Below are 12,510 nucleotides of genomic sequence, written 5' to 3' on the forward strand. Positions count from 1 at the left end.
GAACCGTAAATCGGTTTAGGACGCTCTATGTCCAAACTGAACTTCACCAGTTGCGCACCGATGGCATGCCCGATGTTCAATGCCGCTTCGACTGAAGCGTTCACACGTGGATCGCAGGGTGCGTTGATCGACACATTCAACTCGAGCTCGAGGTCGCGATTGCGTGCGGCCGCACTGACCTGGGCTAGGTGTTCGGCGCTGACGTCGTTGTCGAGATCGACCAATGTGATGTGCAGGACGTCCAATCCCCACTCCACCGCAAGGTCCATCATCTGATACAAGTCGATCTTCTTCTCGAATTCGTAATCCTGCTTGAACCCCCAACTCTCACCACAGCCGTTCAGGTGGAGCGTGTACGAGTGCATACCGAGCTTGAACTTCCGATCGTCGTTCTTGACGATGCCCATGGGAAATCTCCTTGTACGACCTGTTGAGGACCGGTTCGGCTTCTAGCTTCGCGACATTGCGGCCTTCGAGGACGCGGCTGCTTTCGCATCGGCCTCAAAGGTCAGACCGGCGCTCTGAGCGAGAGTGAGCCCGCGGGTCTCAGGTGCCATGAAATGCGAGAGAACTGCGCCGATGATGGTGATAGCTGCGGCGATCAGCATGGTGGGACCGATCCCCAGACCGGTGAGTGACAGTGGCACCAGGAACGTTCCGACTGCTGCTCCGATACGGCTGAGCGACGACGCCATACCGACAGCCGAACCACGAATCTCTGTGGGGAACAGCTCGTTCGGGTACACCCACTGCAGGATCTGACTGCCGCCGATGACTATTGCATACACCGCGAACAGAGCCATGATGATCGTCGACGGTGCCTCGGGGAAGAATCCGAGGATCAGCAGGGCGAGTCCGGACCAGAGGAAGCTGTGAATGAGAAGTGGGCGCCTGCCCATCCGGTTCACCAGCAGCAGTGCAACGACGCAACCGACAAGGAACAAGATTGTGATGAACGCCGATCCGAAGTGCGCTGCGTCGCCCTCGAGTTTGAGTGCACCGAGAATAGCGGGGGCAAAGGCATAGACGGCAAACAGGGGGACGATCGAACATGTCCAGAACAAGGTGATGAAGGCCATCCGCTTGCCGTAACCCGATCGCAGCAGATCCTTGACGCTGACGTTCGATCCCTCTTCTTCGGGCAAGTCTGCGATGCTGACGTGTGGTCCGAAGACTTTTCGCAGGACCTCGTTCGCTTCGTCGATTCTTCCTTTGTTGATGAGCCAGCGGGGGGATTCCGGTGTGCCGACTCGGGCGACGACAATCAAAATCGCCGGTATCGCTGCACTGGCGAGCATCCAGCGCCATGCATCGTCGTTTCCGATTCGCGCCAGGATTTCACCAGCGACGTAGGCAGCTGCCGCGCCGACGAACCACATCGCAACGAATGCGCCGAGGAACGGGCCGCGATATTTACGTGGCGTGAACTCGGTGAGCAGCGAAGTCGCGATTGGATAATCCGCGCCCACAGCCATACCGATCAACAGTCGCAGGATGATCAACCAGACGACGTCCTGAACGAAGAACTGGGCCACCGAGAACACGATGATGGCGATCAGGTCGATCGTGAACAAAATCTCTCGACCGAACTTGTCTGTCAACCATCCGCCGGCATAGGCACCGAGCAAGATCCCGACCAGCGATGATGCGCCCACCAGGCCCTGTTCGATCGATGACAGACTCAGTTGATCGGCAAACTGCACCATCGCAACGCCGATGATGGACAGCACGTAACCATCAAGGAACGGCCCTCCCGAGGAGAACACCGCGAGCTTCTTGTGGAAGCTGGACAACGGTGCGTCGTCCAACGGATTGGTTGTCATATCGATCTCCTAGGTGACAGAGGTATAGACGTCGGTGGGATGCGAGGAAACCCGGGGCTCACGAAGTGGTGAATGTGGCCTCGGGAGGCGTCAGACCAAGTGGTACCGGCGATGCGGAGGGAAGCGAGACTTCGGGTGTCGAACGGGAGCTGCTCCCTCCGAAGCCGCTGCCGTGCGGGTGTGCTGAGTCTTGATGTGATGTGCGTCTCGTAGATCAGACTAGGATGTGATCACAGATCGCACAACCCCCGGTTGGAATATTTACATCAGAGATACATTCGATGGGCCGCGCAGAACCCGCACCTTGACTACCACCTCGGATTCGTGCCGACAGGCACCGCGGCGAGGATCCGTGCTGAAGTTCGATGCCGGGTTGAACATCGCAGGTCACCCTGTCCGAGATTCGAGAGTGCTGCGCCGACAATTACATTCATATCCCGATGGAGTAGCGACGCTGCCGTCTTCACTCCGGCGCCGTTCCATGCGATGTGAGCGCGTCAGGTCCGGGATGCGTCGGATTTGAGGTCCTTTGGTGGCGACGGTGTACGCCACCCCGAGAGTTCTGGATCGAAGGCACCACAGAGCGATTCCGCGGATACAACTACTTCGGTGAGCACCCCGAACTCATGCTCGAGTTTGTACCTGTGCCGACGGCAGAAACTCCGATTACGTGTTCTCCCACTCTCACTATATGGCGGTGAGTGGGGCTTGCGGCAAGGCCCCTGACGTGCTGCACAATCGTCTGACAAGAACAATGGATGGGGTTGTTGTGACGAAACCTTTCGAAGTGCACGAGTCGGGTGCGCTCCTTCACGGCACCAAGGCGGACCTTTCAGTGGGTGATGTGCTGGTGCCCGGGTACCTGTCGAATTACGGGGTAGGGCGCCTCGCGAACCACGTTTATGTGACGCAGACATTGGATGCCGCAGTGTGGGGAGCTGAGTTGGCTACAGGCGAGGGCAGAGGTCGCATCTACGTAGTGGAGCCGGAAGGCGCATTGGAGGACGACCCCAACGTCACGGACAAGAAATTTCCCGGAAATCCGACCCGCTCCTACCGCACACGGGAGCCCGTGAGAATTGTCGGCGAGATCACGGATTGGGTGGGGCATTCGCCCGAACAGCTTCAAGCCATGCGGGACGGTCTGGCGGACCTCGAGCGCCGGGGACTTGCCGTTATCTACGACTAGATCCCGGACGCGCCGATCGAGTGGGCGGGCGTTTGGCGTTGGTCTCCTATGAGCGCCAGGTGATGATGATTAAGCGCCCCTGTCTGGGGTAAACACGGCTTACGCACCGCCGCCGGGAACGGTTCCATGATGTATTTCGCCGCCCACCGACGCCGAGGTGCCGTGTTACAACTGGGCAACTGCGGGTGAGGGCGATGAAAACCAGAGGTCGTGTGGTGGTGGCGGTCGGGGCCGGCTTTCTACTGAGGGGCTGGACCGCGAAGCTCGCGAGTTCCCCGGAGGTCGCCAAGCTGACCGAGTCTATTCGGGGAGAGCTGATGACCGCCGCGAAAGCCGCGGCGGTCACCGCGACCAGTTCGCGCATCGATTCGCTGAACAACCGGCTCCAGTCGAGCGCCGGACACCTCGTGGGTGGCGTGGCCGAGGAGGCCGGCACCAGGCGGAGGTCGGGCGAGAACCACGACCTCCACGTTGTCGAGGCGGAAAAGAGCGAGGAAGAACCTGCGGGTGACGAGTCCACAGAGGACGAAGGAGACGAGCAGCCCGAGGCGACGGGCGAGAACGACGAAGGCGAAGAGACCGAGCAGCCCGAGGAGGAGGAACGGCCGAGGCGCCGTCCCCGCACTCCACGACCCCGGGGCGGCGGCACGGCCAAGGAAGTCCGGGAATGGGCAGTCCAGCAGGGCTACGAGATCTCCTCGCGCGGCCGGATACCCGCGGACATCGAGCAGGCTTTCCGCGACGCCCACTGACGACCGAGCGGCGGCCGACGATCGGCGCACGGGCGTGGTGACGTCGGCAGAGCGAAGAACGCCCTGCCGGCAAGCTCTCCGAAGCCTCGAGACCGTGAAGCGTGCGCGTGCAGCGGGCTGTGACGGACGCCGGCATGTGTTCGAGTCCGAGATGAAGGACCGCCCGCTTCGGAATACCACTGGATAGCCCGCTGTTGAACTGGCTGACGGTGGCGCGCATACCCCGGGTACCACACCAGAAAGTCGCTGCGAGCGATCACTTGCCGAGAGGCGATATGGCGTCACTGTCACTGTCACCCCTTGACCGGGTAAGACCTACATTGCGTAGCGTTCCCGCAAGGGATGAGGAGCCGCTGACGCCGGGGAAGGCGTCGGCGGCTTTCCTCTGACTTCCCCCGGCGCCGAAGCAACGCAGGGCAGGTGCCGGAGCAACGCCCGGAAGCGGTGACCCGCGGCGTCTGTTCGCCGGGGGGCACCGCCCGCTCGCGGAACGAGGATTGTCAACTGGGAACTTCTTCGTTCAGCGCCGTGTGGCTTGCCCTGGCGTCGGGAGCGATCGGCTGTGCACTAGGCCCGTTCGGGGTGTGCGTCGTGCTGTCATCCGACCACCATCTGCGTGACAGGTAGGCGAGCAAGGTCACGCCGAGAGCGCCGAGGCTCAGGATGATCTGCGATCGTGTGGAGTCGACGAAGAACATCGACACGAGTACCGCGATGATGCCGGCCGCGGCCACGACTGACAGGTAGGGGAACAGCCACATCGTGAAGCGGAGTTTCCCGGCGTGCTCCCGTCCCATTCCCGATCGGTCTGGTGCTCGGCAGATTCCTCGGACTGTTCCCCACCTTCTGACGCCGCCCCGCGGAGGAGTCATCGGACCGTCGACGATGACGACGTCTGCCGGTGACGTCTTCCCGGCCCGGGGTGCCGGAGATCGTCAGGCGTCCTCCGGCAGGACGGGTTTGTGCGCCCACCAGCGGCGGCGTCCGCCTTCACCGACCCGGGCCTGACGTCGTCACCGTACCGACGCTCGGACTCCGTGGTACCACCCCAGATCCCGAACGGCTCGCGCACCGTCTGCGCGTGAGTACGGCATTGCTCGAGCACCGGGCAGGTCTGGCAGATCCGGGTGGCGAAGCTTTCCCGGTACCGCCGGGCCTCCTGCGTTTCACCTTCGGGGTAGAGAACAGATCGGTTCCCATGCTTGAGGCCCTCGCGTTGCTTGACGCTCAGGTCGGACTTCTAGTCCACGCGAGTACACAGCTCTCAACAACTGACTGAAAACGATCGGCAGTACAAGCAGAATCGTCGCAAGTTTCTCCGCCTCATAGCCACGCTGAAGCTGAAAGACCCGATTCCATACCAGAACCTCGGCGTGTGGAACGGGCTCTGGAAGAGGCTGCCGACCTGGGCAACGCCGACGATGTCAGTTCAATGATTTAGTCGCGAACAGTAGAACTGCTCTCGAGAGCATCAAGAACTCCGTCGCGCTCGTGGTACCGGAAACGGAAGCCGCTGCCACGTGGCGGGACGTCGACACTCGCGTGGCCGAGCTTGGTCGCGCACTCGCGCGAGCCGAGAGCACCGACGACCTTCAAGATGTGGGCCGCAGCAGGAGCCGAGAGATACTGCGAGAGACACTGATCGCGTGTCCCTCGTCGGATGAACAGCTCATTCGCCTCGTCATAACCCACGTGGAATGGGCGTGTGAGCTGCGAGCAGGCCTGAGCCTGACCGAGTTCAGCGCACTGACACTACCGACCGATTCCGGGGTGTGGTCGGTGCATTCGTCGATGGGCCGGGGTGCACGCTCCTGCCATCGTCGCGAGACTGATTCTTGCCACCGTGTAGAGACCAGTTCGACTGATCAGCAGAAGAGAACGGCATCACGACTACCCCGAGGTTGAATCCGCCGAGATCCTCTGCATCATCTAGGTTATGCCTTGACAATCACTTGCAGGAACCACCCAGCTTTCTCGCAGGGAGTGAGCAGTTTGCGCCTATAACATTCGTGCCATGCGACCCACAGTTCATTCGTGCCATGCGGCCCACAGTTCATTCATATACCGAGCAACCGTTGGCAACCGTGGCCGTACTGCTCTGGCGTCCTTGGTGTTGGTCGGGGGTCTCGTGCTCGGCGGATGCGCGAACGAAACAGCGACATCGAGTGACACGAGATCGAATACGACTGCATCGTCCGAAATGACGAACGCGTCTGACGCGATCGATTCCACGACAAGCGCGGATTCGACGACAACAGTCGAGACCATTGCTGCTACCGCTGATGCCGCCGAGGCATTCCTGCAGACACTGTCGGAGGAGCAACGCGAGCAGGTCACCTACTCCTACGATGACGAAACGAAATCGACGTCGTGGTCTAACTTCCCGGTGACCATCGTGGACCGCGCCGGGCTGAACCTCACCGACCTGAGCGAGGAGCAGCACACTGCCGCGCTCACGGTCCTGGAAGGACTGCTGAGTGACGAAGCCTATGCGACGGTGACCGGCATCATGGGCGGTGACGAATTTCTACGAGAAAACGCGAGCGACACAGAACAAATCGCGCTCGGCCAGTACTACATTGCTTTCTTCGGAGACCCGTCGCACACGAGCGCGTGGGAGGTGCAATTCGGTGGGCACCACCTCGGTATCAACGCCACTCTGAGCGGTGCCGAGGACACCATCACCTTCGCGCCGACGCACTTGGGCGCCCAGCCCGCGGTGTACGCCGATGCCGGCGGAAACGAGGTGCAACCGTTCGACGGCATCTACACGGCCGCATTTGCCTTCTACGACAGCCTGACCGAGGAACAGCGAAGCCAGCTGTATCAGGGTGAGGCCGTCGAAGACCTCGTGTGTGCTCCCGGTAGCACCTGCGATTTCCCCACAGGAACAGGCATAGCCGGCTCCGATCTGAATGACGAGCAGAAACAGTGCCTACTGGCCTTGATTTCGAAGTGGGCCGGCATGTCGGACGCGGAGACGACGGCCGAGACTCTCGACAAGATCGAATCGTCGTTGGACGAGACATACGTGAACTGGTCCGGTGCGACGGCATACGACATGACGCAGGGAAGTGGCATCTACTTCCAGATCTCAGGTCCGGACGTGTATACCGAGTTCGCCAACCAGCAGTCATCGACCGGAACCGACGTCGCAGGCTATGTCACGGCGGGCTGGGGACACATCCACACGATCTACCGTGACCCGACGAACGACTACGCGGGCAGCGTCGAACAGCAGGCAGCTGCGCAGTTGGGTGGAGGCACCGGCGGGCCTGCCGGGCGAGGTGGCATGGCGCCGCCGAGCTGAGCCGCTCAACGAGCGCAAAGGCAGCCTCGCCATCGTGAGGCTGGACAACACTGGAAAAGGAACTCTCTATGACCGGATCACGCAGCGACCGCGAAGGTTCGCATGTCCACGGACACCGTCACCACGAGCCCGGTTCGCCTGGATTCGTTTCGCGTCGCCGGTTCATGACTCAGGCGTTCGCATTGGCGGGGGGCGCCGCGTTCTCCACGATGCTCGCCGCGTGCGGATCGGACGCGTCGTCGGATCTATCGATGGCCAGTGCGTCTGCCGCGTCCCCGGGTGCGCCGGGCGGTGGGCCCGGAGGTGGCGGCGGCCAGGGCATCAAGGACTCATTCGTGGGCGTGACCACGGACGGCACCGTGATCACGGACCTCTACAGCATCCACCAGACTGGCGTGTCCACGGGGGAGGTCGTGGCCGCGGCCGAGGCATGGCTTGCCTCCCTCACGGACGCGCAGCGTACGTCAATCACCTTCCCCGTGGAGGTGTCCGAATACACCCAGGACCAGTGGCGCCTGTGGACCAACGTGGACGGGAGCCGGGACGCAGGCATAAGCCTGCAGGACATGACGGAGGACCAGCGCACCAAGGCGCTGTCGGTCCTGGCGGCGGGCATGAGTGCGCGCGGGCTCGAGAATGCCGACAAGGTACGGCATCTCAACCTGTACGGAGGGCAGCTGGCCAACATGACCGACAAGTTCAACGACGAACTGTACTGGCTCACCATGATGGGAACCCCGTCAGGCACGGAGCCGTGGGGTTGGCAGTTCGAAGGTCATCACCTGGTGATCAACTACTTCGTCCTCGGCGACCAGGTCGTGATGACCCCGACCTTCATGGGGTCCGAGCCCACCGTCGCCAACTTCGAGATCGGCAGCAAGTACGAAGGCACGGAGAGCTTCCAGGACGAGCTCGCGGCCGGATACGACCTCGTGCGCTCGCTGAGCCCGGACCAGCAGTCGGTGGCGATCACCACGAGCGCCACCAGCGACAGGGACCTGACGGCCGGTGCGTACTCGGACAACGCGGTCATGGCCTACGAGGGCATCAAGGCCAGCGAACTCGATTCCGCACAACTGGCGAAGCTGTGGACGATCGTCGAGCTGTTTGTCGGAAACGTCAACGAGGGTCACGCCGAGGTCAAGATGGTCGAGGCCAGGGCGTACGTCGACGAGACCCACTTCTCCTGGCACGGCAGCACCGCCGACGACGTACCGATGTACTACCGCGTCCACAGCCCAGTTCTCCTCATCGAGCTCGACTCCCAGGACCTCGGGCCCATCGGAAAAGCGATGGGGTGGCCTGCCGGGATGACTCAGCGTCACATCCACGCCATCATCCGTACCCCCAACGGCAATGACTACGGGAAGGACCTCCTCGCATTGCACCTGGCCTTCGACCACTGACGAGGAGTGGGCCACCGTCGTATGGTCGTAGCTCTTTTGCCCATCGACGATGCGGACCGCGGCGGGGGCCGAATCCGACGCGGCGACGGCTTCACCGAGGGCATCGGGCAGTCGCCCCGGTATCTCAGTGATCGGCCGGGACTCGGAGTGGACAGCCACCCAAGCCCTGTCACTGACGGTGGACAACCTCACCGCCAACCCCTCGATCAACGGATTGTTCAGTCACAACGACGAGATGGTCCGCGGCATCGTCTCCGGGCAGCCAGGCCACATTCCGCTCATCGGCATCGACGGCACACCGCTCGCGCTACAGCGCATCCGCGACGGGTCACAGGACGCAGCGATGGATCAGGACCCCTACATCATGGGAGCGCTGGCGTTGCGCACGCTCATCGAGATTCTCGACGGCAAGCAGGTGCCGAAGCAGCAGCTCGCAGAGCCGAAGCTCATCACACGGGCGAACGTCGACGACCCTAACCTCTGGGGCAACAAGTTCCAGCCGTGAACGGAGGAATCATCACCGGAAACGCACGCACCACCGCCCGCCGTCGGCATCGGCTTCGGAGGCCTGTTCTCCACACAAGCACTGCGCCGCAGAGACGTCGAAGTCACACCCTCACCTGCGGGGGAGAAGATCAGATCTGTTCCCATGCTCCGGCACGTGGCGTTCATCTGCCAATCTCACAGATCGGTCGAGGGCGCGTAGAGGTGTGTGGTCAGAGCGGTGGACTTCATGACTACTCCGATCTTGTCCAGATGGTGTGAGCGGCAGCGATATCGACGGCGGGGCCCCGCCCCCTCAGGTGGACGATGCCGGGTACGACTGTGGCGCCCGCCCCACTCGGAGAACAGGGCGGGCGCCACGTTTCGCACGACGGTCGAGGCCGGGCAGGACGAACCTCAGGATGAACTATCGACCGTGGTTGTGCATGACGTGCTTGGTGCGCGAGTAGTCGTCGAGTGCATAGATCGACAGGTCGCGTCCGTAGCCGGATCCCTTGAAGCCACCCCACGGAACTTCGTTGGCCAGCACGAGGTGGGAGTTGACCCACACCGTTCCGGCGTCGATCCGCGCGGCAACTTCGTGGCTGCGGCGGGCGTTCTCGGTCCAGATCGATGCCGAGAGGCCGAACGGAACGTCGTTCGCGCGGCGGATCGCCTCGTCCTCGTCGGTGAACGTCTCGACGGTGACCACCGGCCCGAAGATTTCTTCGCGAGCGCATTCGGCGCCGTCGGGTACTCCGACGAGCACGGTCGGTGCGACGAAGTACCCGGGCCCGTCCAGTGCAGCTCCACCGATTGCCGCTGTAATTCCCTGCTGCGCAGCACGTTCCAGATATGCGGTGACCCGCTCGAAGTGCGCCTTCGAGACCAGGGGCCCGATTTCCACGGTGTCGCCTGCTCCTGGCTCGCCGACCACGAACGTGCTCACCTGTTCGACCAGCTTCCGGGTGAACTCCTCGGCGACCGACTCGTGCACGAGAATCCGGCATGCTGCGCCACATTCCTGGCCCGAGTTCCAGTAGCTCGCCGCACGCAATGACACCGCGGCGTCGTCGAGATCGGCGTCGGCGAAGATCACCACGGGTGCTTTGCCGCCCAGTTCGAGATGGACGCGCTTGAGCGTGTCTGCGGCCCCGCGCGCGACGGCTTTGCCGCTGCCGACGGATCCGGTCAGGGCGATCATGTCGATGTCGGGATGCTCGGCCAGCCGCGCTCCCACGGTCGGTCCGAGTCCGGACACCACATTGAACACGCCCGCCGGAAGCAGGTCGCCGACGAGTTCGGCGAATTTCAGTGTCGTCAGGGGGGTCTGTTCGGACGGCTTGATGACCACCGTGTTTCCGGCTGCGAGGATCGGGGCGATCTTCCACGCCGCCATCAGCAGTGGATAGTTCCACGGGGTAACGACGCCGACGACACCGAGCGGTTCACGCAGGATGACCGACAGGTGGTTCTCGGCGTAGTCTCCGGCGGCCATCGAAGTGGTCGCACGCAGCGCGCCCGCCATGAACCGGAAGGTGTCCACGGTACCGGCGACGTCGTCGTTCGAGACTTCGAAAGGTTTTCCGGTGTTGGCAGATTCGAGGCGCGCCAGCACCTCGGCGTTCTGCTCGATTCGGTCCGCGATGCGGTGAAGCAGAAGGGATCGGTCCTTGGGAACGAGTCTGGCCCAGTCGTTCTTGGCTGCGACCGCGGCTGCGACCGCTCGGTCGACATCGGCCGCGGTCCCCTGGGGTACCGCGGCGATGACCTGTTCGGTACTCGGGTCGACGACGTCGGTGCGGGGACCGGAGTTGTCGACGGCGTCGAACGCTCCTGCGATGTAGTGCTGGGTCGGCGGCAGGTCGTCCCGGACGTTCAAGGAACCTCCAGGTGCTCGGCTGACGGCGACATGTCCGGTGAGGGTCGTGTTGGGCATCTGGATGAACCTCCAAAATCGACTTGGGATGTTGCGGGCCGGCGCGAGAAGTGCCGGCCCGCAACGGGGTTGCGCTGGGAGATCAGCTTTCGCGTGACGGACAGGTGCGGCAAACGCCTCAGCGAGAGACGCTGTGTCCGGTGACGGTGTTCGATTCCCAGAACTCGGCTCCTTCGATGCCGAGCGATGTGGGATCGAACGTGGGGTCGAGTCCACGCTTCTTCTGTTGTTCGTAATCGCGGTAGACCCGGTAGACGAGCGGAAAGAGCAGTACCAGGCACATCAGGTTGACCCAGGCGATGAGCCCGAGCCCGATATCGCCGATCGCCCAGACCAGTCCTGCGTTCACGACGGAGCCCACGAACACGATCGCGAGCGTGCCGACTTTGAGGACCAGCTTGGATACCGGCCCCTTCCGCCCGTTCAACAGGAACAACAGGTTCGAGTTGGCTACGTAGTAGTACACGATGAGGCAGGTGAAGCCGAACAGGAACACGGCTACTGCGATGAACGCTGCGCCCCACCCGGGCACCAACGTGTCGATGGCCTTCTGGACCCAGTTCGGACCGGCCTCCACGCCCGGAATGTTCTGGACGAGGTAGCCGCCCGAACCATCGGAGACGTTGTACTGCCCGGACACCACCATCATCAGCCCTGTTGCCATGCAGATCAGCAGCACGTCGATGTAGATGCTGAACGTCTGGACGAGACCCTGCTTGCCGGGATGAGACGTCCGCGCCGCCGCCGCGGCGAACGTCGCCTCACCGATTCCGTTCGCCGATGCGAAGACTGCCCGGCGCACGCCCCATGCAACTGCGGCGCCTGCGATGCCGCCCAGCACAGGGTCGATACCGAACGCCGAGTTCACGATGAGCGTGATCGCTTCCGGCACGTTCTCGATGTTCGCGGCGATCACCGCCAGCGCCAATGTGAGGTACCCGATTGCGAGAATCGGTACAAGAGTCTGTGTGACCTTGACGATTCGAGTGGTGCCTCCGAAGATCACCAGAGCGATCAGCACGGTGATGAGCACTGCCGGAATCCAGGTCGGTGTTCCGAATGCCAGCTCCGCGCTCGAGGCAATGGTGCTGACCTGGAATCCGGGGAACATGAAGCCGTAGCCGACCAGGCCGAGGAACGCGACGAGGCCCGCGACCTTGGGAAGCTTCAGTCCGTACTTGATGTAGTACGGCATGCCGCCGATGTCCTCGTTGGCCTTCTTGCGGTCCTCGTCCTCGACCTGACGTTTGAACACCTGCGCGAGGGTTGCCTCGGCATACCCGACGGTGCAGCCGACCAGTCCTGTCACGGCCATCCACAGCAGGGCACCCGGTCCGCCACCGCCGACTGCTGTTGCGACACCGGCGATGCTCCCGACACCCACACGGCTGGCGAGCGCGAGTACAAGCGCCTGGAAGGAGGACAGTCCTCCCTCGCCTTCGCTGGATTCCTTCAGCTGTCGGATCATGTCCGGGATGCGTCGGAACTGAATGCCTCTGGTTGCGACGGTGTACGCCACCCCGAGGCCGAGGACCACGTAGGCCATCGGTCCCCAGATGGCGTCCGCCACGGTCGTGAGCATCTCGGCCCAGTCCAGGCTTGCCATGA

The 12,510-nt window shown here is 62.7% G+C and carries 10 protein-coding genes; 5 read left to right on the forward strand and 5 right to left on the reverse strand.

The features are described 5' to 3' along the window. Positions 1–449: 449 nt before the first annotated feature. Positions 450–1,823 (reverse strand): MFS transporter, encoded by a 1,374-nt coding sequence (locus tag CJ177_RS12735; protein ID WP_095867873.1) that lies wholly within the window; start codon positions 1,821–1,823, stop codon positions 450–452. A gap of 754 nt (positions 1,824–2,577) precedes the next feature. On the opposite strand from CJ177_RS12735, the gene arr reads away from it, so the two are divergent. Both arr and CJ177_RS12745 read left to right on the forward strand, forming a co-directional pair. Beyond that, positions 2,578–3,012 (forward strand): NAD(+)--rifampin ADP-ribosyltransferase, encoded by a 435-nt coding sequence (arr, locus tag CJ177_RS12740; RefSeq protein ID WP_025433386.1) that lies wholly within the window; start codon positions 2,578–2,580, stop codon positions 3,010–3,012. Between the two features lie 194 nt (positions 3,013–3,206). Then, entirely contained in the window at positions 3,207–3,764 is a 558-nt protein-coding gene (locus CJ177_RS12745; protein ID WP_025433385.1) for a histone-like nucleoid-structuring protein Lsr2, read from the forward strand. Positions 3,765–4,264: 500 nt separating this feature from the next. Here CJ177_RS12745 and CJ177_RS47390 read toward each other — a convergent pair whose 3' ends face one another. Both CJ177_RS47390 and CJ177_RS12755 read right to left on the reverse strand, forming a co-directional pair. Then, the gene (locus tag CJ177_RS47390; RefSeq protein WP_179443219.1) at positions 4,265–4,561 is read right to left on the reverse strand and encodes a hypothetical protein; all 297 of its coding nucleotides are present in this window, start codon (positions 4,559–4,561) and stop codon (positions 4,265–4,267) included. A gap of 71 nt (positions 4,562–4,632) precedes the next feature. After that, positions 4,633–4,995 carry a WhiB family transcriptional regulator gene (locus CJ177_RS12755; RefSeq protein ID WP_179443242.1) on the reverse strand — a complete coding sequence of 121 codons (363 nt, stop codon included), beginning with the start codon at positions 4,993–4,995 and terminating at the stop codon, positions 4,633–4,635. Positions 4,996–5,778: 783 nt separating this feature from the next. Here CJ177_RS12755 and CJ177_RS12760 point away from each other — a divergent pair. The 3 genes from CJ177_RS12760 (at position 5,779) to CJ177_RS12770 (ending at position 8,985) form a co-directional block, all read left to right on the forward strand. Next, positions 5,779–7,074 carry a DUF3500 domain-containing protein gene (locus tag CJ177_RS12760; protein WP_095867874.1) on the forward strand — a complete coding sequence of 432 codons (1,296 nt, stop codon included), beginning with the start codon at positions 5,779–5,781 and terminating at the stop codon, positions 7,072–7,074. A gap of 68 nt (positions 7,075–7,142) precedes the next feature. After that, positions 7,143–8,480, forward strand: a complete 1,338-nt coding sequence (locus tag CJ177_RS12765; RefSeq protein ID WP_095867875.1) for a DUF3500 domain-containing protein — start codon at positions 7,143–7,145, stop codon at positions 8,478–8,480. Positions 8,481–8,529: 49 nt separating this feature from the next. After that, positions 8,530–8,985, forward strand: coding sequence for a sugar ABC transporter substrate-binding protein (locus CJ177_RS12770; RefSeq protein ID WP_257014503.1), 456 nt, complete (start codon positions 8,530–8,532; stop codon positions 8,983–8,985). 405 nt (positions 8,986–9,390) lie between these two features. Here CJ177_RS12770 and CJ177_RS12780 read toward each other — a convergent pair whose 3' ends face one another. Continuing rightward, complete coding sequence (locus CJ177_RS12780; RefSeq protein WP_095867876.1) at positions 9,391–10,902, reverse strand: aminobutyraldehyde dehydrogenase; 1,512 nt, start codon at positions 10,900–10,902, stop codon at positions 9,391–9,393. A gap of 118 nt (positions 10,903–11,020) precedes the next feature. Further along, positions 11,021–12,508 (reverse strand): sodium:alanine symporter family protein, encoded by a 1,488-nt coding sequence (locus tag CJ177_RS12785; RefSeq protein ID WP_005250600.1) that lies wholly within the window; start codon positions 12,506–12,508, stop codon positions 11,021–11,023. Positions 12,509–12,510 lie beyond the last annotated feature (2 nt).

Source organism: Rhodococcus sp. ACPA1 (assembly GCF_002300195.1).
GTDB classification, from domain to species: Bacteria; Actinomycetota; Actinomycetes; order Mycobacteriales; family Mycobacteriaceae; genus Rhodococcus_F; species Rhodococcus_F opacus.

Bases quoted from the DNA above. Each gene is read 5' to 3' on its own strand.
- CJ177_RS12735 (WP_095867873.1), bottom strand. From the start codon at position 1,823: ATGACAACCAATCCGTTGGACGACGCACCGTTGTCCAGCTTCCACAAG.
- arr (WP_025433386.1), top strand. From the start codon at position 2,578: ATGGATGGGGTTGTTGTGACGAAACCTTTCGAAGTGCACGAGTCGGGT.
- CJ177_RS12745 (WP_025433385.1), top strand. From the start codon at position 3,207: ATGAAAACCAGAGGTCGTGTGGTGGTGGCGGTCGGGGCCGGCTTTCTA.
- CJ177_RS47390 (WP_179443219.1), bottom strand. From the start codon at position 4,561: ATGGGACGGGAGCACGCCGGGAAACTCCGCTTCACGATGTGGCTGTTC.
- CJ177_RS12760 (WP_095867874.1), top strand. From the start codon at position 5,779: ATGCGACCCACAGTTCATTCGTGCCATGCGGCCCACAGTTCATTCATA.
- CJ177_RS12765 (WP_095867875.1), top strand. From the start codon at position 7,143: ATGACCGGATCACGCAGCGACCGCGAAGGTTCGCATGTCCACGGACAC.
- CJ177_RS12770 (WP_257014503.1), top strand. From the start codon at position 8,530: ATGCGGACCGCGGCGGGGGCCGAATCCGACGCGGCGACGGCTTCACCG.
- CJ177_RS12780 (WP_095867876.1), bottom strand. From the start codon at position 10,902: ATGCCCAACACGACCCTCACCGGACATGTCGCCGTCAGCCGAGCACCT.
- CJ177_RS12785 (WP_005250600.1), bottom strand. From the start codon at position 12,508: ATGGCAAGCCTGGACTGGGCCGAGATGCTCACGACCGTGGCGGACGCC.